Origin of the sequence: Acinetobacter sp. YH12100 (genome assembly GCF_013419135.1) — a bacterium.
Lineage (GTDB): Bacteria > Pseudomonadota > Gammaproteobacteria > Pseudomonadales > Moraxellaceae > Acinetobacter > Acinetobacter pseudolwoffii.
Map to the genome: position 1 here is coordinate 15037 of NZ_VPAQ01000016.1, position 24667 is coordinate 39703.

General features: G+C 44.2%; 24 protein-coding genes. 6 read left to right on the forward strand and 18 right to left on the reverse strand.

The features are described 5' to 3' along the window. Positions 1–13: 13 nt before the first annotated feature. From kdsB to FTU40_RS11820, 10 genes are all read right to left on the reverse strand, one after another. A complete protein-coding gene (gene kdsB, locus FTU40_RS11775) occupies positions 14–775 on the reverse strand; it encodes a 3-deoxy-manno-octulosonate cytidylyltransferase (RefSeq protein ID WP_180040967.1) in 762 nt (253 codons plus the stop codon). A 12-nt stretch (positions 776–787) separates the two neighbouring features. Then, a complete protein-coding gene (gene lpxK / locus FTU40_RS11780) occupies positions 788–1792 on the reverse strand; it encodes a tetraacyldisaccharide 4'-kinase (protein ID WP_180040969.1) in 1005 nt (334 codons plus the stop codon). Positions 1793–1795: 3 nt separating this feature from the next. After that, the gene (gene msbA, locus FTU40_RS11785) at positions 1796–3523 is read right to left on the reverse strand and encodes a lipid A export permease/ATP-binding protein MsbA (protein WP_180040971.1); all 1728 of its coding nucleotides are present in this window, start codon (positions 3521–3523) and stop codon (positions 1796–1798) included. Next, entirely contained in the window at positions 3523–3945 is a 423-nt protein-coding gene (locus FTU40_RS11790) for a biopolymer transporter ExbD (protein WP_004278885.1), read from the reverse strand. The genes msbA and FTU40_RS11790 overlap by 1 nt, the downstream gene beginning before the upstream one ends. Before the next feature lie 10 nt (positions 3946–3955). Then, the gene (locus FTU40_RS11795) at positions 3956–4594 is read right to left on the reverse strand and encodes a MotA/TolQ/ExbB proton channel family protein (RefSeq protein ID WP_005097334.1); all 639 of its coding nucleotides are present in this window, start codon (positions 4592–4594) and stop codon (positions 3956–3958) included. A 33-nt stretch (positions 4595–4627) separates the two neighbouring features. Further along, positions 4628–5515 (reverse strand): ParB/RepB/Spo0J family partition protein, encoded by an 888-nt coding sequence (locus FTU40_RS11800; RefSeq protein WP_005097335.1) that lies wholly within the window; start codon positions 5513–5515, stop codon positions 4628–4630. Next, the gene (locus FTU40_RS11805; RefSeq protein WP_005170377.1) at positions 5512–6294 is read right to left on the reverse strand and encodes a ParA family protein; all 783 of its coding nucleotides are present in this window, start codon (positions 6292–6294) and stop codon (positions 5512–5514) included. Before FTU40_RS11805 ends, FTU40_RS11800 begins: the two co-directional genes overlap by 4 nt. Positions 6295–6319: 25 nt before the next feature. Beyond that, positions 6320–6952 carry a 16S rRNA (guanine(527)-N(7))-methyltransferase RsmG gene (gene rsmG, locus FTU40_RS11810; protein WP_005097338.1) on the reverse strand — a complete coding sequence of 211 codons (633 nt, stop codon included), beginning with the start codon at positions 6950–6952 and terminating at the stop codon, positions 6320–6322. Positions 6953–7037: 85 nt separating this feature from the next. Then, a complete protein-coding gene (gene murU / locus FTU40_RS11815; protein WP_180040973.1) occupies positions 7038–7727 on the reverse strand; it encodes an N-acetylmuramate alpha-1-phosphate uridylyltransferase MurU in 690 nt (229 codons plus the stop codon). Next, positions 7728–8741: an aminoglycoside phosphotransferase family protein gene (locus tag FTU40_RS11820; RefSeq protein WP_100329626.1), complete on the reverse strand. Its 1014-nt coding sequence runs from the start codon at positions 8739–8741 to the stop codon at positions 7728–7730. It lies immediately after the preceding gene. A 121-nt stretch (positions 8742–8862) separates the two neighbouring features. On the opposite strand from FTU40_RS11820, the gene FTU40_RS11825 reads away from it, so the two are divergent. Continuing rightward, the gene (locus FTU40_RS11825; protein WP_180040976.1) at positions 8863–11316 is read left to right on the forward strand and encodes an LPS-assembly protein LptD; all 2454 of its coding nucleotides are present in this window, start codon (positions 8863–8865) and stop codon (positions 11314–11316) included. Then, positions 11316–12623 carry a peptidylprolyl isomerase gene (locus tag FTU40_RS11830; protein ID WP_005170365.1) on the forward strand — a complete coding sequence of 436 codons (1308 nt, stop codon included), beginning with the start codon at positions 11316–11318 and terminating at the stop codon, positions 12621–12623. Before FTU40_RS11825 ends, FTU40_RS11830 begins: the two co-directional genes overlap by 1 nt. A gap of 119 nt (positions 12624–12742) precedes the next feature. On the opposite strand, the gene hfq is transcribed toward FTU40_RS11830, so the two are convergent. From hfq to tsaE, 4 genes are all read right to left on the reverse strand, one after another. Continuing rightward, positions 12743–13276 carry an RNA chaperone Hfq gene (gene hfq / locus FTU40_RS11835; protein WP_180040978.1) on the reverse strand — a complete coding sequence of 178 codons (534 nt, stop codon included), beginning with the start codon at positions 13274–13276 and terminating at the stop codon, positions 12743–12745. A 93-nt stretch (positions 13277–13369) separates the two neighbouring features. Next, positions 13370–14314, reverse strand: a complete 945-nt coding sequence (gene miaA / locus FTU40_RS11840; RefSeq protein WP_005097348.1) for a tRNA (adenosine(37)-N6)-dimethylallyltransferase MiaA — start codon at positions 14312–14314, stop codon at positions 13370–13372. A 6-nt stretch (positions 14315–14320) separates the two neighbouring features. Then, entirely contained in the window at positions 14321–16297 is a 1977-nt protein-coding gene (gene mutL / locus FTU40_RS11845) for a DNA mismatch repair endonuclease MutL (protein WP_180040980.1), read from the reverse strand. Then, a complete protein-coding gene (gene tsaE / locus FTU40_RS11850; RefSeq protein WP_005097351.1) occupies positions 16287–16766 on the reverse strand; it encodes a tRNA (adenosine(37)-N6)-threonylcarbamoyltransferase complex ATPase subunit type 1 TsaE in 480 nt (159 codons plus the stop codon). The genes mutL and tsaE overlap by 11 nt, the downstream gene beginning before the upstream one ends. 125 nt (positions 16767–16891) lie before the next feature. On the opposite strand from tsaE, the gene FTU40_RS11855 reads away from it, so the two are divergent. The 3 genes from FTU40_RS11855 to FTU40_RS11865 all read left to right on the forward strand — a co-directional run bounded on the left by FTU40_RS11855 (position 16892) and on the right by FTU40_RS11865 (position 18803). Beyond that, positions 16892–17800, forward strand: coding sequence for a pseudouridine synthase (locus tag FTU40_RS11855; RefSeq protein WP_180040982.1), 909 nt, complete (start codon positions 16892–16894; stop codon positions 17798–17800). A gap of 114 nt (positions 17801–17914) precedes the next feature. Further along, positions 17915–18262 carry a type II toxin-antitoxin system RelB/DinJ family antitoxin gene (locus FTU40_RS11860; protein WP_005097354.1) on the forward strand — a complete coding sequence of 116 codons (348 nt, stop codon included), beginning with the start codon at positions 17915–17917 and terminating at the stop codon, positions 18260–18262. Positions 18263–18359: 97 nt separating this feature from the next. Next, the gene (locus FTU40_RS11865) at positions 18360–18803 is read left to right on the forward strand and encodes an N-acetyltransferase (RefSeq protein ID WP_005097355.1); all 444 of its coding nucleotides are present in this window, start codon (positions 18360–18362) and stop codon (positions 18801–18803) included. 39 nt (positions 18804–18842) lie between these two features. Here FTU40_RS11865 and FTU40_RS11870 read toward each other — a convergent pair whose 3' ends face one another. Then, complete coding sequence (locus FTU40_RS11870) at positions 18843–19553, reverse strand: pseudouridine synthase (RefSeq protein WP_005097357.1); 711 nt, start codon at positions 19551–19553, stop codon at positions 18843–18845. 139 nt (positions 19554–19692) lie between these two features. Between FTU40_RS11870 and FTU40_RS11875 the strand changes: the two genes are divergently transcribed. Then, entirely contained in the window at positions 19693–20145 is a 453-nt protein-coding gene (locus FTU40_RS11875) for a DUF441 domain-containing protein (RefSeq protein ID WP_005097358.1), read from the forward strand. Between the two features lie 272 nt (positions 20146–20417). On the opposite strand, the gene FTU40_RS11880 is transcribed toward FTU40_RS11875, so the two are convergent. The 3 genes from FTU40_RS11880 to FTU40_RS11890 form a co-directional block, all read right to left on the reverse strand. Next, a complete protein-coding gene (locus FTU40_RS11880) occupies positions 20418–20744 on the reverse strand; it encodes a gamma-glutamylcyclotransferase family protein (RefSeq protein ID WP_180040984.1) in 327 nt (108 codons plus the stop codon). A gap of 30 nt (positions 20745–20774) precedes the next feature. Further along, positions 20775–22490 carry an AAA family ATPase gene (locus FTU40_RS11885; protein WP_180040986.1) on the reverse strand — a complete coding sequence of 572 codons (1716 nt, stop codon included), beginning with the start codon at positions 22488–22490 and terminating at the stop codon, positions 20775–20777. Between the two features lie 89 nt (positions 22491–22579). Further along, a complete protein-coding gene (locus tag FTU40_RS11890) occupies positions 22580–24586 on the reverse strand; it encodes a hypothetical protein (protein WP_180040988.1) in 2007 nt (668 codons plus the stop codon). Between the last annotated feature and the right edge of the window lie 81 nt (positions 24587–24667).

The window sequence follows — 24667 nt, forward strand, 5'->3', positions numbered from 1 at the left end:
TATTCAACTCTTCTTAAGCAAAATGAGAAAGATCCATTTGATTCAATCGATCCAGATCTTCTTGAGTATCCACACCCGGTGGCAAATTGGCTTCAGCCACGGCAATCGCAATACGGTGACCATTTTCCAGTACCCGCAATTGCTCTAGGGATTCCAGTTTTTCCAGACCCCCCATCTCCCAAGTGACATATTCTTGAAGCAGTTTTACACGGTAAGCATATAAACCTAAATGACGATAGGCCTGATTATGCAGTTTTGCTTCAGCCAGTTTCGCGCCATCACGGTCATAAGGAATGGTGGCACGGCTAAAATACAAAGCTTGATTATGTTTGGACATCACCACTTTAACAATGCTGTCACGCTTAAATTCGTCTAGTTGATGAATCGGCTCACATAGCGTCGACATCGAAGAATCCGGTTGATCTTCTAGAAGTTGTGCCACCTGTTTCACCAGTTGTGCCGGCAATAAAGGCTCATCACCCTGCACATTGACAATAATATCGTGACTGTCCCAGCCTTTGATCCGCGCTACTTCACTGAGGCGGTCTGTCCCAGAAGGATGATCCACCGAAGTCATCACCACATCAACACCTTCGGCACGACAAACCTCAGCAATACGCTGATCATCGGTCGCCACACACAAATCATCAAAACCTTGTACTTTTTTGGCTTGATCCACCACACGCAGAATCATGGGACGACCATGAATGTCCAGCAAGGGTTTACCCGGCAAACGTGAACTGGCAAAACGTGCAGGAATAACAATGTGTTTCATACTGAATAAGCCTTAAGAAATTTGAATACCGTATTGTTGTAACTGTTGCTGCAAGACCGTATAGCAGGCTGGCGATAATACTGCATCGACTGGCACCACCCAGATATCCTGCTTAAAATCGGGATATTGTTTCAGTAATGCCATAATCTTGACTGCGTCTTTTTCCGTGGTAATGATCGGATTGGCATCATCAAACTGTAGATCCTCAATGTCATAATCATGATGATCGGGAAATTCATGACATTGGAATTGTTCTATGCCCAGATTTTTCAGGGTCTGATAAAAGCGTTGCGGAAAACCGATTCCCACCACGGCATAAAAAGCCGACTGAGAATCGAAGATTTTATTGTTGTCTTGATTGAGTAGATAAGGCTGTGATGCAGCCAGATGCATATGCAGCTCAGAACTTGGGCTTGCCGAATGTTCAATTACCGTTCCTGTTTCCAAGCGTGTCACCGGTTCACGCAGATAGCCTTCCGGAAGCAGTTTTTGGTTGCCCAGACCGCGATTATTGTCCAGTACAATCCATTCAATCTGACGATTTAAAGCCCAGTGCTGCAAACCATCATCACAAATAATCAGATCCAGCTGATGTCTTTGCAGTAACAGTTCAATACTTTTTTGCCGGTTTGGCCCTACGGCCATCGGCACGCCCGTCGCCTGTACAATCAAGGTAGGCTCATCACCGACGACCTCAGGCAAGGTATTAAAATCCACATAAGCCGGAAATGGACCTTTGCCGCCATAACCACGACTAATCACCCCAACTTTTACACCTTGTTGAGTTAAATAATCAACCAGATGAATCAGTAAAGGGGTTTTACCACTACCACCGACAGTGATATTGCCAATCACCATGACCGGAATCGGAGCACTATAGCTTGTCTTAATCCCTTTCTGGTACAGCCAGCGATTGCTGACAAAACCTAAACGATACAAGCATGACAAAGGACGCAGCACCATCAGCCACTTTGCCTGTGCATTCCAAGCATCCTGAATGATTTGCGCCAATGCCATAACTTATTGTTCCTCAAAATTACGTTGATGCAGCTGATAATAAGCCCCATGCAATGCAATCAGTTCTGCATGAGTCCCTTGCTCGACAATACACCCCTGATCCATGACCACAATACGATCCGCATTTTCAATCGTCGATAAACGGTGTGCAATCACAATGGTTGTACGATCTTGCATGGCCTGATCAAAGGCACGCTGAATAAAGTATTCGGATTCATTATCCAGGGCACTGGTTGCTTCATCCAGAATCAGAATAGAGGCATTTTTCAAAATCGCACGTGCAATCGCGATGCGCTGACGCTGACCACCAGACAGATTTAAACCTTGAGCACCCAGTTGGGTATCATAACCTTTTGGCAGAGCCATAATAAAATCATGTGCATAAGCGGCTTTTGCTGCTGCAATAATGTCTTCATCAGTCGCACCTTCGAGCTGACCATAGGCAATATTTTCTCGCACAGTCCGATTAAACAGCACCACTTGCTGATTCACCATCGCAATCTGGGTACGCAAAGCAGTCAGCTCAAAGTCTTCAATCGGTTTCTGATCCAGTAGAAGCTGACCTGACGTTGTATCCTGATAACGTACCAGCAAATTCACCAGTGAGCTTTTACCGGCACCGGAACGCCCAACCAGAGCAACCGTTTCACCAGCTTTTACCTCTAAATTAAAATCACGAATGGCATGATGACCATCATCATAAAACAGATTGACATCTTTAAACTGAATATTACCTTTTAAGCTATCGCTTAAAGTCCCGGTATTTTTTTCTTCGGGCATGTCCAGCAATTCAAATACCGAATGCGCTGCGGCCATACCCCGTTGAATTTTTTCATTGATATCTGTTAAAGCCTTGATTGGTCTTGCCAACATGCCTGCAGCCGTAATATAAGCCACAAATTCACCGGCAGAGGTATCGCCAAGGATCTGTGGACGCAAGGCAATAAACATGACAATACTGAGTGAAATAGACATGATCAGCTGAACCACAGGACTGTTCAACTGCTGCACAGCGACCATTTTCAAGCCACGACGCAAGTTTTCCAGCGAGTTCTGCTTAAAGCGTTCCTGCTCGTAACTTTGGCCACCAAAACCCTTGACGATCAGGTTGGCATTGACCGTTTCCTGAACCACATGGTTAACATCCCCCATGGTGTCTTGCACTTGCTGTGACAGTTTACGCATCCGTCTAGCCGCCTTACTGATCACAAAGCCAATAACGGGTGCAAAAATCAGGATACACATGGTCAGACGCCAGTTGCTATATAGCAGATAGCCTAATAGCGCAATCGTAATCAAACCTTGTTGCAACAGGGTTCTTAACGCTTCTGTTGAGGCAGCGGTCAGCTGTTCCACGTTATACATGATCTTGGCAGTAATATGCCCGCTGGTATTGTCCAGATAGTACTGCGATGGTAACCGCAGCAATTTTGCAAACACTTCCTGACGGATATTAAACACCAGATTACGGGAAATCACCGCAGTAAAATATCCACCCATGAACAAACCCAGTCCCCGGAAGAACATCAGTATGACCACTAAAAACGGGAAAAGTGAAGTAGAACTCTGGTCTTTGTTTTGAATTGCCTCAATGATATATTCCAGTAATTTAGCCACAGAAACCTCTGTGGCTGCATTAATAGAAAAACCCAGCAGGACAAGCAATGCAATGCCCCAAAATGGTTTTAAATAACTTAAAAGGCGAAGATAGACCTTAAAATCGTGCTTCACTAATAACCTCGGGTAGGTACTTTGGTACTGATATTAATATTGACAAAGCCGAGCTGCCCGGCCACATCCATAACGCGAATCACGTCCTGATGGCTGGCTTTCGCGTCAGCGGCAATGACGAACATTAAATCACGGCGTTCATTAGAAATCTGTTTAATTGCAGTATTTAAATCTGCGACTTCTTTACTGGCCAAGGATTGACCATTGACTGCATAATGACCATTGGCATCTACAATCACTTCAACTTTCTGATCATAACTTTTAGGCGGAACACCCTGCGCATCTGGTAAGGTCAAGTTCATACGGCTCATTTGGCTAAATGTTGTCGATAACAGTAAAAAGACCAGAATAAACAGCAGACAATCAATCATAGGGGTCAGATTAATATGCACATCTTCAACCTGGTTGCGTTTGAATTTCATCATCCGCCTCCTAGCTGGCTTTTTGCATATCTTGGTCTATATCTGCAATATTGCGATAAAAAAGATCCGCATGAAACAAGGTCGCCTGCTGTTCAAGCTCCGCCACATATTCCTGAACCAGTCGCTGGAAGTAACGATGGGCAAAAAGTGCCGGAATCGCAATCAGCATCCCGGCTGCTGTGGTAATCAAGGCTTTGGAAATACCTGGCATCATCAATACCGGATCACTCCCAGTCCCCACATCGATCATCAGAAAAGATTCGATAATCCCAAGCACAGTCCCCAACAAACCCAGCAATGGCGCCACAGCACTTAAGGTTCCCAGAAAGTTAATATTCTTTTCCAGATAACCAATTTCCTGCGATGCCATCACTTCCATTTGTGCACGGGCATACTGTTCGCCCTGCGGCTTGCTGGCATAGCCTGCTGCAAATACCCGGCCTAAAGTACTGTGCTTCAATTCTGTACTTTGTTGAATTTTTTGCATGACTTGTGATGCATTTTGCACTGGACTCATCAGAAGTGTAGACGGAAGTACCGCTTTCCTCTTCAGGCGAATCAGGCGCTCGATCGAAATCGCCAACATAAAGATAGAACACAAGACCAGTGGCAGCATGAGCCAGCCACCCGCTTTAACCAATTCCCACATCTAATTTATTCCCCAATAAAAAAAATATATAAATTATTCATCTTCTAAAATAGAAAGAATGCCATCCAGCTCTTCTAAAGAATGATAACTAATGACTAATTTTCCTTTACCTTGTTTGTTATAGTCAATTTTCACATCAGCACTGAAACGCTCTGAAAGGCGCTGGGTCAATTGCTGAATATCCGGTGCAAGCGCTTGTTTTACTTTTTCTTGTTTAGGTGCATTAAAATCACGGACTAACTGCTCGGTTTGACGAACAGACAAGCTTTTTTCAATCACGATATCAGCGACTTTGAGCTGGTCTTTTGCCTTCAGTGTTAGAATCGCACGCGCATGCCCCATATCCAGCAGGCCTTGCTGCATAAAGTCTTTCACTTCTTCAGCCAGACTGAGCAGGCGAAGTAAATTACTGACCGTAGTACGTGCCTTGCCGACTGTGTCTGCAATTTCCTGATGGCTTAGACCAAATTCCTCATGGAAACGTTGCAGAGCCATGGCCTGATCAATCGGATTCAGATCCTGACGTTGGATGTTTTCAATCAGAGCCAATGCAATCGCGACCTGATCCTGAAGTTCGCGCACAATCGCAGGAATTTCAGTCAGACCTGCCAACTGCGCTGCACGCCAACGACGTTCACCGGCAATAATTTCATAAGGATAGCGTTCGTCATCGACCGGACGAATCACAATCGGCTGCATAATGCCGTGTTTTTCAATCGATGCCGCCAGCTCTTGCAAGTCTTGCTCGTTGATATAACGGCGCGGCTGGTATTCACCACGCTTGAGCAGGTTCACATCAATCTGTTTGAGCTGACCATGATCAAGACCTTGGGCTTCCATCTGTAATTTTTCTTTTTGAATTGAGCCTAGCAAGGCATCCAAGCCACGACCTTTGGCGAGTCCACGTTTCTTGACGGTCATGCTTTACTTCCTTTTTTCACTTTGCTTTTCTTTAATACTTCAGCTGCCAGATTTAAGTAAGCAACTGCACCCTTTGAGCTTTTTTCAAAATAAATCACCGGCAAACCGTGTGCTGGTGCTTCAGCCAGACGAATATTGCGTGGAATCACGGTGTCATACAGTTTTTTACCGAAATATTGTTCTAATTCTTCAGAGACATCACGGGTCAAGGCATTACGCGCATCATACATGGTACGTAATACACCGACTATTTGCAGGTCTGGATTCAATGCTTGCTGAATCCGATCGATGGTCTGGGTCAAATCAGCCAGACCTTCCAGTGCATAATATTCACACTGCATCGGAATCAGCACACCATCAACCGCTGCCAAAGCATTCACTGTAATCAGGCTCAGACTTGGCGCACAATCAACAATAATATAATCAAATGACTTTTCGACTTCTTGCAATGCATCACGCAGGATGAATTCACGTCCTTCTTGATCTGCAATTGCCAGCTCAACCCCAGCCAGATCACGGTTGGCACCCAGAACCTTATAACCGACCTCTGCCTTGGCGATCGCCGTTTCAATCGGCACTTCACCCAGCAATACATCGGTGACCGAATAGAGCAAGTCATTCTTTTGAATGCCCGACCCCATGGTTGCATTGCCTTGCGAATCCATATCGACCAGCAAAACGCGCTTTTTTAACACAGCTAAAGATGCTGCCAAATTTACTGCGGTTGTGGTTTTACCAACACCACCTTTTTGGTTTGCAATCGCAATAATTTGTGCCATGTTGCCCCCAATCCCTTTAAAATTCTTAAATACGTTTTAATAGCAGTAAATGACGCTGTTCGTCTAAGCGCGGAACTTTAAGTTCAATAATCTCACAACTAAATTCATTTTTTAAAGCAGTGACTTCATCTTCAGGAATTAAGCCTTTCATTGAGGCAATAATGGTCTGTTCATGCATATACGGTTTAGAGGCATCCACAAAGTCAGTCAGAGATGCAAACGCACGACTGGTAATCACATCAAATTGACCCAGCTCGTTAATGCTGTCTTCATTTTCTACACGCGTTTGCACCGCAATGACATTTTTAAGTTTCAGATCGGCAATAAACTGCTTCAGGAAACGAATTTTTTTACCGTTTGAATCGAGTAATACACATTCACGCTCGGGCTGACATAAAGCAATGATCATGCCCGGCATACCGCCACCCGTACCGATATCGAGCAGACGGCCCGCTGGCAGATCTTTTAGAATGCTGAGACTGTCCAGCAGATGCTTGACCAGCATTTCTTTCGGATCACGGATCGCAGTTAAATTATATGCTTTGTTCCACAGCACCAAAGCGTCCTGATACTTGAGTAATAAATTCAAAGCTTCTTCAGATAGCTCTAAACCCAAAGCCTGGCTACCCTGCTTTAGTTCTTGAAAAAACATGTGCATAAACAATCTACGCTCGAAAAAGTTAGGTGGAAGTATACCGTTTTCTATATCTTGTCATAGTAGGCAGTGCTTAGTGAATATTCACTTAAACAGACTTAGCTTCACGGATTGCCAAATCTAGTGCCGTTAAACGTTCAGGCGTACCGACATCTACCCAAATACCCACCAGTTTAGAGGCAACCACTTGATGATTCAGCATCACTGCCTTTAATAAAGGTGCCAAAGGACGCTTTCCAGCCTCTAAGCCTTCAAACATTTTTGGACTGATGACGGATACACCGCTAAAAGTCAGGTTTTCACCCTCGACCTGTTGATCGAAGGTATAAGCCTTCCCTTCTGCAAGGGTGAAATCACCCTCTGGATGTTGCTCCGGATTTTCGACCAACACCAGATGTGCCAAATTATCGTTCAGATCAACATCTAATAAAGGTGCAAAATCCATTGTGGTCCAGACATCACCATTTAATAGGATAAAAGGCTGATTACCCAAAAGCGGCAAGGCATGAATGATCCCGCCTGCCGTTTCCAGACCTTCACCTTCATGTGACCACAGAATCTTGACACCAAACTGTGAGCCATCACCCAGGGCTTGTGCCAGTTTTTCACCGAGCCATGCAGTATTGATCACGATTTCAGTGACGCCAATCGCAGCCAGTTTCTCGATATGCCAGACAATCAGCGGCTTGCCACCGACTTCAAGCAAAGGCTTTGGGGTATGCAGCGTTAAAGGCCGCATACGATTACCAAGGCCTGCGGCTAAAATCATCGCTTTCATTTAGGCAGCCACCTCATATGAACCATATTTTGCTTCAAATGCCGGCATCACTTTTTCATGCATAAACTGCATAAAAGGTTGTAATTCTGGATAAGGTTTAGATTCTTCTAATAAATACCACATCACCCGTGGTAAATCCTTTAAATAACCAGACTTACCATCACGTTCAAACAGACGCACAAAAATACCCAGAATTTTGATATGACGTTGAATCGCCATCATATCGGCATCTTTCTTGAACTGCTCAAAATCACGGTCTTCTTTGGCTGAGGCTGGCAATAAATCATAGAAAGTCTTGAACCAGTGATACACGCGATCTGCATTCCACTGTACATAAGCATCACGGGTAATCGAAATCAGATCGTAGGTATCCGCACCAATCACCGCATCCTGAAAATCAATCACCCCGAGTTCGGTTTCATTGTCAATTTTCATCAGATTACGGCTATGAAAATCACGATGCACAATCACTTGTGGCTGCGCCAGCGCTGCATTGGCCAGAATCGCAAAGCTACGTTTGATCAAGGCACTTTCTGATTCAGTCGGCTGGATTTTTAAGGCTGGCAACATCCAGTCAGTCAGCAGCTGCAATTCCGAGATCAGTTTTTCATAAGAGTATTCCGGAAAATGTCCTTCTCCAGCAATTGATTGCAGTTGAATCAGCTGCTTAAAGCTTTGCTCATAATAAGCATCCACCGTCTCTTCATTCAGCAGATTGGAAAGCAGGACATCGCCAAAATCTTCGAGCAGCAAAAAACCATTTTCCAGATCTTTGGCGACAATATGCGGAACACGCACGCCATGCGCATCAAAAAATTCATCAATCGTCACAAAAGGCACACAATCTTCTTTTTCTGGTGGTGCATCCATCAGCATAAATGTTTTATTATTCAGTTTGATTCGTGCATAACGACGGAAGCTGGCATCACCTGCTAAAAAATGAGTTTCAAATTGATCTGAACCGAGTACAGAGGCAATCCAAGATTGTATCAATTGTTCGCGTTGTGTATTCATTTGCAATTAATTCTAATACAGGCTGAGTTTTTAAAGTGCTAAGTGTAGCTACTTATCAACTTTTTCTCTATGATGCGACAATAATTAATTGCGATAAAAGCATGATTGGTTAATGAGACAAATGAAGCATCACTTTAAAATCAACCCTCTAGCGACTGCGATCTTAACCCTTTTATGTGGCAGCTCAGCCTCAAGCTATGCTGCATCAACTGTCTCATCCGATGTAAATGCAGAACAACTCAAACAGCGCATTAATGAGACCTATCCAGGTGAAGCCTTCTTTTCACAATACTATGTCGATAAATCCTCGGCTGAAGCGCAGCAACGTCAGGGACAGTATTTAAGTTCGGCTTATTGTGAAGGTGCCTGGGTCACCCCGATCGCTCCAGATGCAGCGACTATTGCGCCAGACCAAGCCACCTCGACCATTACCGCCGATTATGGACATTACAATCCGGCAGGCGACTCCTATCTGGAAGGCAATGTGGTTATTGATCAGCAAGGTCGTCAAATCCGTGCCGAACGAGTGACCATTGATCAGACCCAGACCTATGCCAAAGCAGCAGGTCAGGTACAGTTAGCACAAGGCGGTCTGATCTCACAAAGTGATGATATTAATTATAATTTAAAAACCCAACAGGGCGATTTAAACAACAGTTTCTATATTGCAGAGCAGCAACATGCCCACGGTCGTGCAGAAAAGATTGCCAAAACATCGACTGATACGATAGAACTGGAAAATGCCACTTACTCTACCTGCCCGCCTGAGCAAAAGCCGACCTGGAAAATACAGGCAGAAAAGATCAAGCTGAATCAGGAAACCGGACGTGGTGAAACCCGCAATACCAAACTGTATGTCAAAGACGTTCCGGTATTGGCAATACCTTATTTCAACTTCCCGATTGATGACCGCCGTACTACCGGCATTCTAACGCCAACTTTTGGTTTTACCAATGATGGCGGACTTGAACTCGGTGTTCCTGTTTATCTGAATTTGGCCCCACAGTATGATGCTACCCTCACGCCGCGCTATATTGGTGATCGTGGTGCCATGCTAGATGGCGAGTTCCGTTATCTGACAGAAAATTATGGTGAAGGTCGCATCTGGGGTGGCTATCTACCTTCGGATGAAAGTTATGATAATGAGGATCGTAAAAGCTTACATTACTTGCATAATTGGCAAATCAACGATCAGTTCTCGACCAATCTGGAATATAATTACGCCTCAGACAAAGATTACTTTGCCGACTTGGACAATAACCCGAACTCAAAAACTGACTTAAACCTGCGCCGCGCCTGGGAAGTCAATTATAAAAATGGTATTCCCGGCTTAAAGGCACAATTCAAAGTCGAAGATTTCCAGACACTCGATCCAACTGTACTGGATGAAGATCGTCCTTATGCACGTTTGCCACAGCTTTTAGTCAATTATAAAACTGGCAATCCACTCGGATTACAGCTTGAGTTTAATAACGATACTGCTTATTTCCAGAAAGACCTGAGAAATTTTGCTGATATCCCTCAAAATGATGACAAGATTTATCAACCAAGTGGCACCCGCATCTATAACGACTTTTCGGTGCGTTATAATCACTATAACCCGTGGTCGTTTTTTATTCCGGAAGCATCTGTACGCAACATCAATACCTTCTATGATGAGAAAACCCGAGACCGTGGTGGTTCTAGTGAAAGCCAGTCCATTGTGGTGCCACAATTCACGCTGGACACCGGCTTAATTTTCGAAAAAGAAGGCACCTATTTACAGACCTTAACGCCTCGTCTGTTCTATGCCTATTCACCTTATGAAAACCAGCAGAATCAACCTAACTTTGATTCAGTCGTTGCTTCGATTAATTATGATCAGCTTTTCAGTGCGCGTCGCTTCTATGGCAACGACCGCTTGGAAGACAATAACTTTGCCTCTTTAGGCCTGAGTTATAGCCTGTTTAATGAAGAAGGTCTGGAACGCCTACGCGCGAGTGTCGGTCAAAGTTTCTTCTTTGAAGATCGCCGTGTCACACTGGAAAATGATGCAGATGAATTCGACCGTGAAAGTCATACTGGCCCTGTAATTCAACTGACCAGCCAGCTATCGAATAATGTCCATGTCAATTTAAACTCCAGCTGGATGTCGAATGGCCAAAATGCTGAGCGTGATGTGCAGGTTTATTATACTGGCGATCAGGGCAATCTATACAACGTCGGCTATTTCTATCGTAAAGACATTCCGAACCGTCAAGACCGTTATGATCATATCGTCGGCTCCTTTATTCAGCCGCTTGCCAACAACTGGCGTCTGGTAGGACATGCGCAGTTTGACCTCGACAATAGTGTCGCACGAGAATATTTACTTGGGGTCAACTATGAGTCATGCTGTTGGGGAGTTTCTGTATATGGTCGTTCATATTACAATGACTTAGACGACGTTAATGATTCAAACGTCAAAGCCAAACGCGCAATTATGGCCGAGGTCAGCCTGAAAGGCTTAGGTGGGTTAAGCAGCAAACTCACCTCATTACTAGAAAATCGCATTCTAGGTTTTAACAATATCAATCAAACTTGGACAGAACGTTAATGAAGACAAAACAGTTAAAACAAATTTTTAAAGCGACTGCACTTGCGCTATGCCTTTCTTCAGCGATGACGACGTTTGCTGTTGCCCAACCTAAAGATGAAGTTGTAGCTGTGGTCGACAATAGTATCATTCTGCGTAGTGATCTGGCTCAAGGTGTGGCCGAGATTTCTCATCAGCTGCAAAAGCAAAATCAGACAGTTCCACCCCAACAATTTCTTGAGCAACAAGCCTTAGAGCAGCTCATTATTCGTCAGGCACAACTTGAACAAGTTAAACGCTACAATATTCGTCCCGATGAAAAATCCCTGAATGACGCAGTACTGAAAGTTGCACGCGATTCGGGCTCAACCAGTCTGGAAGCTTTTCAGCAAAAACTGGATGCCATGGCGCCCAATACCTATGCTTCTTTACGCAACCGTATTGCGGAAGATTTAGCGCTGAATCGTTTACGTCAACAAGTCGTGACTTCACGGATTCAAATCACAGACCAGGATGTTAAAAACTTCCTAAATACCCCGCAAGGTCAGGCTTTACTCGGCAGTCAGGTACATGTGCTGCATTTACGTGTAAGCGGCGAAAATGCTGAACAGATTGCTACACAGGTAAAGCAAGAGCTGAATAACAGCAATGATATTCAGGCGATCAGCAAAAAATACAGCACTAGCGGCATTAAAGTCGAAGCTGCTGACATGGGCGTGAGAAGCCTGTCAGAAATTCCGGCAGAACTGGCTGCACGTGTCACGACCCTACAGCCAGGTCAAACCTCTGAACTCATTCCGGTTGCTGATGGGGTACATGTACTCAAGCTACTAGAACGTAAAGGTGGCGAACAAAAAGCCCTGGTTCCTCAATACTTGACCCGTCACATCCTGATTCAACCCTCTGAAGTAGTCAGTCCGGAAAATGCCAAACAGATGATTGACAGTTTATATAGCCGCCTGCAACAAGGCGAAGATTTTACTGTTTTAGCTTCAACCTTCTCCAATGATACCGGTTCAGCACGTGATGGTGGCAGTCTTGGCTGGGTAAGCCCTGGGGTAATGGTGCCTGAGTTTGAACAGCAAATGAAAAGCACCCCAGTGGGGCAGTTCAGTAAACCGTTTCAATCCCAGTTTGGCTGGCATATCCTGCAAGTCAGCGAAACACGTCAACAGGATATGACAGAGGAATATCAAGAACGTATGGCCCGTCAATTACTTGGTGAACGTCAGTTTGATGCCGAGCTGGACAGCTGGTTACGTGAAACACGTAGCAATGCCTATGTAGAAATCAAAGATCCACAACTGGATCCTAAACGTAATCGTTAAGCCCAGATCCATTTTAAAAAGCCAGCGCTAGATTGCTGGCTTTTTAATTTTTATCCATGCAAAACTTACAGGCATAAAAAAACCTCTCGATGAGAGGTTTTTTTAATTTTCAGACTCGATTAACGATTATTTTCGTCGTCTTGAGTATCTTCAAATTTAGTATCGTTGTCAAAGCCAGCGCCTTGACCACCAAAGCCACCTTGACCACCGAAGCCAGCACCTTGACCGCCACCGAAGCCGCCTTGACCACCAAAGCCACCACCTTGACCACCAAAGCCAGCGCCTTGACCGCCACCGAAGCCACCTTGACCACCAAAGCCAGCGCCTTGAACGCCACCGAAGCCACCTTGACCACCAAAGCCAGTGCCTTGACCGCCACCGAAACCACCAGCAGCACCTTGACCGCCAAAGCCAGCACCTTGTGGACCAGCAGGCGCACCAGCAGGACGAGGATTACGTGCAGGCACTACAGTTGAAATTGCATGCTTATAAACCATTTGGCTTACTGTATTTTTTAATAAAACCACGTATTGGTCGAAAGACTCGATATGACCTTGTAATTTAATACCGTTTACCAGGAAGATAGATACTGGGATACGTTCCTTACGGAGAGAATTCAAGAATGGATCTTGTAAAGTTTGACCTTTAGACATGTTATAACTCCAAAAAAAAATTAAAAATCAGCGCAAAAACTATCTCTATTTTTCAATTAAAAATTATAAAAAAGATAGTCCCTAAATTTTGCTTTATCCGTGACAGTTTCGCAAGTCTTGTTGAGCCTGCTGTAGCGTAAAATATGTTGTAAATTTATGCTTTTCTTGCAAAGACCTCAGCCACGTATATTGACGTTTTGCAAGTTGTCGTGTCGCAAATAAAGCTTTATCCTCCATTTCCTGTTGCTTCTCCTTGGTTTTGTCAGCATTTTTTAAGAATTCTATAGCTTGACGGTAACCTACCGAACGCATAGAAGGTAGATTTTCATTAAAATCGTATTTTTCAATTAAACTAACAACTTCATTTAAAAAACCGTTTTTCCACATCATTTGCAGACGTTGTTCAATACGCCCGTGTAATTCTAACCGATCTGGCATAAGTGCATAGTTATAAAAACTGTAACGATATGGTAAGTTTTTAGGTTGCTCTGCCTGTAGTTTTGTAATCGGCTCACCGGTCAGTTTAAACACTTCTAAGGCACGAATAATACGCTGCTTGTCACTAACCTTGAATTTCTCCGCAGCAACGGGATCTACGGCACTTAATTCTGCATAAACAGTCTCCCAACCTTCTCGCTCGCCTTTGGCTTCAATTTCAGCACGAATCGTATAGTCGGCACTGGGCAGATTATCTGACAACCCCTCAAGTAAGGCTTTAAAATACAGCATGGTTCCGCCCACCAATATCGGTGTTTTACCACGTGCATGAATATCATCAATTAACCGGCAAGCATCTTCAACAAAGTTTGCCGCAGAATAGACTTCAAGCGGACTGATAATATCGATCAGATGGTGCGGATAGCGCGCCAGTTCCTCTTTAGAAGGCTTGGCTGTTCCAATATCCATTTCCCGATAAACCAGCGCAGAATCGACTGAAATCAGCTCGAATTTTCCCTGCTCATACAGTTCACATGCCAAAGCGGTTTTGCCACTTGCAGTTGGCCCCATTAAATTGATGACCGGCAATTGATTGGACATGTAAAACTACTCTCCTCGAGCAAAAAGTTTGTCTAGTTTATTCAATGGAAAAGCGCGCCAAGTCGGACGGCCATGATTACATTGACTGGCAAATTCAGTGTGTTCCATCTGACGCAGCAAAGCATTCATTTCAGACAGGCTTAAAATGCGATGCGCACGTACTGCACCATGACAGGCCATACCTGCCAGAATCTGGTCACGTTTCTGCAATAGACCCTGTACCTGATCATTCGGATCCAGATCATTTAACAGCTCGGGAATCAGTGCATCAAAATCTGCTTTGTGCAAAATGGCAGGTACGCCACGCACAATCACCTGTTCATCACCATACTGGTCAATTTCAAGCCCCAAACGCATTAACTGCTCTTTGAGTTCTTCGACCCGCATCGCCTGCATTCGAGTGATGTTGACCACTTTGGGAATCAGCAATTGCTGTGATGTCCAGAATTCAGGTTTATCCCAAGCCGATTTCATTTGCTGCAAGACAATCCGCTCATGTGCTGCATGCATATCCACAATGATCAGCCCTTCGGTATTTTGTGCCAGAATATAAATCCCATGTAACTGGGCAATCGCAATCCCGAGTGGATGTTCATCGACTTTGGCCTGTATATGACTTTGCAAGGCTTGCTCTGCAACTTGTGGCTCATAGGCAGACGCTTGATCACGCAGCGGTGCCAGATAGCTTTGCAGGGCATTATTCAGCTGCTGCGAGCCTGCATAAGACGCATTATAGTCTCGCGCATAATGTACCGTTTGCGGCCGCGAAGATTCAAAGTCGGTCAGGACATCCGATGCCTCATTTTCATCTTTAGCAGCTACAGGTAGGTTAGAGGATAATTGCTGCTGCGCATGCGCAGTCTGGTGCAGGCTAAACTGTTCCTGATAACGCGGTTGCGGTACAAGTGCAACAGGTTCATCATCAACTTTCATCGCAGTTGCTAAATCAGCAGTTGCCGTCTGGAATTGTGCCAGAGTTTCTTTGGCATAATGCCGTACAAACTCATGTACTTCACGCTGATTCAGAAAGCGAATTTCATGCTTAGTGGGATGGACATTGACATCAACATTTTCAGGATCAACTTCTAAAAACAGCAAATAAGCCGCATGTTGATGGCCATGCAAAATGCCATCATAAGCCATCCGCAAGGCATGAGAAATGGTTTTGTCTTTGACAATCCGGCCATTGACATAGACATATTGCAAGTCGGCCTGTGCACGCGCACCTGAGGGATGACCAAGCCAGCCTGATAAACGCATGTTTATACTGTCAGCATCGATCCAATAAGCATTTTCAGTGAACTGACGACCCAATAACTGCTGTACCCGCTGGAAACGTAAAGCACCGCTGTCCGCCACGGGTAAATTCAGCTTGATGCTTTCATTATGTTCCAGCACAAACCGGATATCAAAATGCGTCAGTGCCATACGGCGTACAATTTCTTCAATGTGGCCAAATTCAGTGCCCGGTTTCTTTAAGAATTTACGCCGCGCAGGCACATTAAAAAATAAATCCTGAACCCGGATATGCGTCCCTTTCGAAGCCGCGACCGCTTGAATCTGCTGATGATCAAAAGCCGTACCGTTTACTTCTACCTGATAACCAATGCCATCCTCATTTTGACTGCTGATCATGGTCAGGCGTGAGACTGCTGCAATCGATGCCAGCGCTTCTCCACGAAAGCCTAAACTGCTGATCGCATACAGCTCATCGGCACTCTGGATTTTGCTGGTGGCATGACGCATGACGGCCAATGCCAGATCTTCAGCATGAATACCACGGCCGTTATCCATAATTTCAATTAAGGTACTGCCACCCTGTTCCACCCGGATGATCAGCTCGGTCGCACCCGCATCAATCGAGTTTTCCAGTAATTCCTTGACCACGGATGCCGGACGTTCAATCACCTCACCTGCAGCAATCTGGTTGGCCAGCGCAGGATCAAGGGCACGGATACGGCGTAGGCTTAAATCATTCGACATGTGAAAATTGACGCTCCAAAGCCTCTCGCAAAGCAAGATTAGAGGAAATCAGGCTTGCAGTACGGGTCAGTTCATCTTCAGATTTTAAAATTTCAATAATCAGGTCAGCTTGCGGAATTTCATCGCCACCTTTGGAGGGCCATTCAAATAAAAATAGCGCATTCGGAGTTTCCAGATAATCCCGGATTCCCATCAATTCGAGTTCATAGGGGTCATTCAGACGGTACAGGTCAAAGTGAAAAATATCCTGCCCATTGATCTGATACGGTTCGACCAGCGTATAAGTCGGACTTTTCACCGAACCTTGATGACCCAGCTGTTGCAAATAATAGCGCGTTAAGGTCGTTTTTCCTGCCCCCAAATCACCGATCAGATATACGACTCCCGCAGGGAAATTTTCGGCCAGAACCTTGGCCAGTTTCTGGGTATCGTCTTCATGATTTAAAGTGACATTAAATGAATAAGGCATATTACTCACGACATGATGCAAAAGAATAAATATGATAGCATCGCCACGCTTTAAAAGCCTATTCACCTGTGTGAGAAACTGTATTTTTTCACCATTTCTGTTTCTGAGAGGTTGATCTGCCTGCCATGCATCCGACTGTTGAGTTTAATCCGCCCATGTTAAATGGGGTCAGTGCCAGTAAAGTGTTCTTGCAGGATAGTCTAGATGCACCCCCGACAGTTTTTGCTTATTTATGCACGCAATTTGCGCATATCGCAGCAGATGAATGGCAAGCCCGTTTCGCCAAAGGTCTGGTCTATGATGCGCAGGGCCATCAATTAAGCACAGAAAGTCTATTTCAGGCCAATAGTCATTGTTTTTATTATCGATTTTTGGCACATGAAGTGCATGTTCCTTTTCAACATCAGATTTTATTTGAAAATGAGCATTTCATGGTGATCGATAAACCGCACTTTTTGACCATGAGTCCGACCGGTCAGTATGTACAGGAAACCTTGCTGGTTCGTCTCAAAAAACAAACAGGCAATGAACATTTAACACCGATTCACCGGCTAGACCGTGAAACGGCCGGCGTGGTTCTCATTTCAAAATATGTAGAATCTCGTGGCCTGTATCAACAGATGTTTGCCACACGGCAAGTGCAGAAGACCTACCATGCGATTGCAGCATACAAGGCTGATTTAGAATTTCCATTGATCACACGATTAAGAATGGAAAAAGGTCAGCCCTTCTATACCATGCAGGTGGTCAACGGCGAAGCCAATAGCGAAACGGCAATCCAGCTGTTAGAACATAATAAAGAATGGGCCAAATATGAACTGAAACCACACACTGGAAAACAGCACCAATTACGCGTGCACTTGAATCATCTCGGTATTCCAATTCAGAATGATCCGTTTTATCCACGGATAGCGCACAAAGCCGAAGATGATTTTTCTGCCCCTTTAAGCTTATTGGCCCAACATATTCAATTCATCGATCCGATCACGCAGAAAAGCATGAATTTCAGCTCCAGACTTGAATTGACACTGTAAATCGCTTGTCATTACAGATTATTTTCTAAAATCGGTCGCTTTAAGATTGAATTTCAAACGTAATTGATTAGAATAAAGGCGAAAAGTTAAGTAATTTAAAGCTTTAAAAATATTATGAGAAAAACTGAAGTTTATCAAATTCGCTTGGACTCGCAAGAGAAGAAACAAGCCTTTGCGGTATTTAAGCAATTGGGGATTACGCCAGCTCAGGCCGTGCGTCTTTTTTTCAAACAGGTGGTGATTACCAAATCGATCCCCTTCTCGATTGAAAACCAGAATATTAATCTGGAACAACTGATCCGGCTGCGCAAACTGAAGCAAAATGAGATCCAGAATGGGCAAAGCAGCTTGCCAAATTCAACACTCAATTCTCTGGATGATCAGGAAATCCAGCTCGATGATGATCATCTGGATTTATTTGAAGAACTGAATGCCATTTTAGGTGAAAGCGACAAAATTTAACATTGTTGCATTTCCGAACAATTTCTAAAGCCTGCCACTCATAAACTTCGCTATGCTTGATGCTGATAATCAATAAAAAATTAGCATGGAGGATGCAATGCTCGTACGACGCGCTCAATCAGCAGACCTGAATCAGCTTGCGATATTATTCGATGAATATCGACAATTTTATGGCACCTCCTCTAACCCCGAACTCTCCTACCAATTTTTAAAACAACGTTTTGAAGATGGACAGACCGTCATTTTCATTAATACCAAAGATGATACTTTTACCGGCTTTATTATCCTGTATCTGGGTTTTTCTTCGGTGGCCTGCTCGACCTATTATATTCTGGATGATGTCTATATCACCCCGATATTTCGGCGTCAGGGTGCAGCCAGACAACTGATTGATACCGCAATTTTATTTGCCAAACATGAACAGGCCTTAAGAATTACCCTGGAAACCCAAAAGAACAATTACCAATCGCATGAATTGTATGAATCTATGGGATTTATTAAGGATAATGAGTTTCAGACCTATCATTGTTTCCTGAGATAAAATCTGATCGTTCAAATAAACTTGAGAAGAATAACTCAATTATTCTTCTGAACGGAATTTTGCCAAAGCCACCTGTTCTGCATTTAAATAGATCCATTCTCCTTCAGCCAGCTCAGGCAGAGCCAAAGCACCAATTTGAGCACGATGCAATTGCTCGACTTTATTTCCGACGGCTGCCAGCATGCGTTTCACCTGATGATATACCCCTTGATGAATGCTCATTTGCAGACGGCTTTCAGACAGACGTATCACTTCAGTGGCTGCAAAAATACCTTTTTCATTGCGTAGCTCAACGCCTTGTTCCAGTTGCTGTAGCTGAGCATCAGTGACTGGATCTGCCGTTTGCATTTGATAAACTTTGGCCACATGTTTTTTCGGATGTGTTAACGCTTGCAGAAACTGGCCATCATCAGTCAACAATAACAGTCCGGTGGTGTCCTGATCCAGACGACCCACGCATTGAATGCCACGATTCAGCAGCATCTCATCAAACAGATCAAACACACTAAAATGATGCGTGGCCTGATGCGAACACTCATAGTCCTGCGGTTTGTTTAAAGCGATATAGACTTTCTCTCGATAGCGATGGGCCTTGCCATAGACCTCGAAGTCTAAATCATTCAAATCCAGTTTATGTTTAGGATGATCAATCACTTCATTCTGGATAGAAACAGCACCATTTTTAATCAATTGCTGACAATGCTTGCGGGAACCGAAACCTTGTGACTGCAACATTTTTTCCAATAGCATCTGCTTAAACCTGTATCGCGTGAAGAGTTGTGCATTCTATCCTGAAACACACCTAAATTGATTGCTTCGCTTATTTTCTTCGTATCACCAGCTGAAACGCTCTACAATGGTGGCATTTTCCATGTTTCCTCTCCCGCCCATGTCACAACTCGATTTAAATTTGATGGTTCTTTTGGTATTACTGGCCTGTGGTATATTCAGTCACAATAGTGCTGTCACCATCGCTGCAGCGGTACTGATTGTTCTTAAAATTACCCCGCTACACGACCTGTTGCCTTATGTACAACAACATGGTTTGAATATTGGAATTATTATTTTAACCATCGGGGTATTGGCACCGATTGCGAGTGGCAAAATTGCCGGAGAAAGTATTCTCAAGTCATTTCTCAGCTGGAAATCTTTACTGGCCATTGCCATTGGTGTTTTTGTGGCTTGGCTCGGTGGCCGCGGTGTGAAACTGATGTCGAATCAACCGGATATTGTCGCGGGCTTATTGATTGGTACTGTAGCAGGTGTGGCGGTGTTACGCGGCGTACCTGTTGGGCCGCTGATTGCAGCCGGGATTTTATCTTTATTGATTGGTACACAATAGATTCAAATCATCAGCACGCATCACCAGTATGCAAAGATTTCTCAAAAATACATCACATGACCTATAATATGCAGGTCATCTATTGATTACCTTGCACCAAGCTTTAAAGCAGTGTTTCAAGCTTGCTCAGGATATGTCATCAGATCAACGGAAGATTCATCTTGGTTGTAAGCTTTCCAAGCTAAAATAAAAGCGATACAAAAAAATAGAATGATCTTTAACAAGCTGTGACCTGATAAAAATTTGAAATTTACTGCATGACAAATCCGAGCCTAATCTTTTAAGGCATAAACCAAACTTTCTATCATCTCGCCGTTTTCCAAATATACTTTAACCGGAATCCGTTGATATTCATCACCTTCAAACGCATCCAGCTCTTCCCAATATTGGGGAAGATGCTCAGATATAAATACATAACCCTGAACAGTCTCGCCCGAATCACTGAGCTGAATGCCCGGGCTACCCAGTTCAGCCCCCCAGCCACGCTGTTGCAAATGCCCACGGATATAAGCGGCTTTCCAGCTTCCCCCAATCCGCTCCATGACATGGGCATTGGGTTGCTGCGGACGAAGCGTGCCGTATACGAATAAACTATGCATCTTAAAAGTTCTGAAGGATCATTTCGGGGATTACTCTACAAATAACAGTGCCAGACGGACTTGGTCATAGGCCATTTTAGGCGTGGTGAGTTCTACAATCGGGCGCAACTTAATCGAGCCATCATCATTAAAATGCTCAGCACTTTGACGTTTGGTTAAGCGTTTATAAATTTTACGCACCTGCTCCACCACTTCCTCACCCGGATGAGCCACCGAAATATCCAGTCCCTGCTCTTTGTTTAAACGGCCTAGATGATTAATGATTGTCGCTGGCGTCAGACCACGTTCAGTCGCGATATCCGCAACTTCATAGCCTTCTTCAAACAGTGCTCGGGTTTCATCCAGTGTGGCAGTGGCATAACTCTGCTTCGTGCCACTCTTGGAAATTTTCTTTTCATTGCGCTGGATTTCTGCTTCATTCAATGTGCCACCGCAGTGACGAATAAAGGCTTTATGCTGCGCAGTCAAATCGACATTTTCAAAATTCGCTTCGGCTTCATCAGAAAGTTCCTGAAAACGACGATCAGCTTTAATCGCTAAACTGTCAAGTTCCAAAGCCTGCTCATTAAAGCCTTTTAAACGTAAGCCATTTAAGCTTTTCAACCGTGACAGCGCCACATAACCTTGACCTTTCTCGAAAGTATGACTCAGATCAATTTCTGCTGCTTCCAAGGTCATCCCTTGAGATTTATGAATGGTAATCGCCCAGGCCAAGCGTAAAGGAATTTGCTGGAAACTGGCAATAGTCTTACCAGCTTCATTGTCTACCGACCAGGTTTCCGGCTCCACCACCAAGGTCGTGCCATCGGTCAGTTTTACTTTGGGCAGCACACCATATTCATCGTCTTCTTCAAAACTGATCACTTCACCCAGACTGCCGTTGATATAGCCCATATCAAAGTTATTTTTTACAAACATGACTTTGGCATGCTTTTTCAAGGTTAAGGCTTCTGGTGCACGTACTGAAGATTTTAAAGTTTCAATCAGCTTTTCATTGCCATCACACTGGGCATCAAACTGGCGCGGATCATTGTCAATTTCATTCAGATGTTTAAAGTTAAGACTATCCACATCCATATTATGGGTATACAGACGCGTATAGGTATCGCCGATTTCTTGATGTCGGGTTGCCTGTAAAGCCGTGCGATGTTCATGGCTAATCGCCTGCGCACGGATCGCATTCAGGATGTCATTCAGATAATCATTGCCCTGACGATGCTGCTCGGTCAGATAACAGACCCGAAACTTGGCTTCTACCCAGGCTTCCGACATAAAGCAGAATTTATCGCGATTACGCTCGTCATTCTTACCGACTGGCGGCAACTGGAAAAAATCCCCGGCCACAATTACCTGAATACCGCCAAAGGCTTCATCACTGTCCTTAAAATATTTCAGCACCTGATTGACCAGATTCAGCTGCTTGGCATGCAGCATGGAAATTTCATCAATAATCAGAACTTGGGCATTTTCCAGATGTTCTTTTAAGTATTTACGCTCTTTCATGCGCTTTAAGTCATCTTCGGACAAAAAGTCTTTAATCCCAATGCCGGCCCAGGTGTGAATGGTCATACCATTCATATGCGTGGCTGCAATACCGGTCGATGCCGTAATCGCGACGGCGACTTTACGCGCTTTTAAATAATTAATATATTGATTCAGCGTATAGGTTTTTCCTGCACCCGCAGAACCGGTTAAAAAGACATTTTCTCCTGCTTTGAGTAACTTAAGGGCAGTTTCCTGTTTCATAAGAGCAATACCGTGAAAGAACGGCTATAGCCTAACGATTTTTGGCAGAAAAGTTAAGCGTCATGGCGGAAAACCACTTAATCTTGCACTTAAGCCTGCAAGTTGAGCCAGTTGATAAAATGCATCGCGATATTGCTATATTCAGCTTCTGCCTTTTGATTGTTCGGATATTCCAACTGATCGAAGATCACTTGCCCATTGACGATTCGACAGCCCAGAATTAAAGGTAAACGCACATCCGGATGCGACATGCGAAAGGCCACATATTGCCCTTCAATAATCTGCTGGGCATAACTGGCAGCCAGACAGTTCCTGAAAACCTTGGATTCTTCCAGAATACGATCCAGATTTTTAAGCTCCTCAAAACGCCAGTTGAAATATAATAAAAATGAGGCCTGCGTCAAAGGTGACCAAGTTACGAGCGCAAACTCTTTTTTCAGCTTGGCCATCATTTCCTGCTTCTGAATCTGATCATGCCAGATCACGGCCTGAGCGAATAATCCACTCCAGCTGAGGTTTTTCGGAATCTCGTTATGACTGGAAAAATATTCCACCAGATAGTCACGCACATAACTGTCAAATACAGACTCACGCACATGTCCACTGTGTAAATAAAACAGCTGTCTAAATTCGACAAAAGGAATCCGATAGCGCTGCAACACATGATAGAAATCCCGATTCTGCTGGCTTTGAGGCTGAATATAGGTCAAGACTTCTTCTGGAAGATGTGTGGTAATTTTATATAGATGCTGCATATATGCCTGCATCACCCGGCTCAGTTGCAAATAGACTTTCTTGGTGATCTGATCATCCATTTTGACCACGTTACGCAGCAGTTCTATCCATTCGTCCAGATACAGAATCGAGGGAGTGATGGCAATCCGCTGATCATCCATCGATTGGCGTGTGCCTTTTAAGACCACCGCCTGATTATGCTGATGTTGAAACCAGTCATGCTGGATTGCATATTCATGCATGCTATGAATAAACAGTCGCGCTGAGACATATTGAAAATATTGTAAGGTCGCCAGAATAATCTGCGGATGAATATGATGGCTGTCTACAAAACTTAAGGCCGTCACTGCCACCCGCACGCTGCTGTGCTGAATATTGCTACTGATCCAGTCCAGTACTTCGGCTGGTTGCCTGAAAATCCAGTTCACTGCACGATGACAGTCAAATAGGGGCAATCGGGCCACCTTTTTTTGCCATAAATAGGGATGATTTTCCAGAAAATTTCGTTTGGCTAATAAATCATCCCGATGCCAGACCTCACGGTTCATCAAACGGACAAAACCGAGCAGGTGGCTCTGCTCCTCGGCATGTCGATACAATAGCCGAATATCATCGCTGTGATCATTCAGTTCATGTAAATTAAAACGCTCTTCAAAAGACAAGGACATAATCCGAAACGTCGCCGGATGCAAAAACTGTGCGGCACTAAAACAGAATTCATCCAGAGTGTCCATTAAGGACTGGATGGACAGGAACTCATCCTGCTGTAGAAATGCCAAAGAAAAAGCCTGTTGCAAGCTTTCAAGAATTTGCGGGGGAATATCCTGTTCGTCCAGAACAACGTTTTGCATGACTGGTGTTGTATACAACCCGGCCTCTATTAAATGATGATCAATAATCTCAGCCTGAACCACCGACATCTGTCGCAGGAATGCCAATACCCGTGCTGGGCCATTTACCGCTTCATAGACCTGGTTCAGAATCAGTTTGCGTAATTGCTTGGCTTTGTCACGTAAATACAGCGAATGCTGCGGTTTCAAGTCCCCAGTCAGGAAATAGATATCCTGTAAAAAAAATTCTTCTAGCGCTTCTGCTTTGTATTGCTGAAAATAAAAATGACTCTCGACCAAAACGGGTGTAGTTCCGGAGTCCAGTGCATATGCAGTATAAAACTGGATATAGAACAACCCGTCCAGCAATTCAATCCGGTATTGACCCTGCTGAATTTTTAATAGATTTTGTGCAGTCAGATGACCAATCATCGCCATCTGATCCAGATAAAGCTGGTTCAACTCCGGAGAAATCCGCAAACATTGTTGTGCCAGCAATTTTAACGGCGCTACCCAACCACCCTGTTCCATATACGCACCTATTTATTTTATTTTTATATTGAATCATGTTGAGCCCTCGATCATCGATCAGTGACTATTTGACCATACATT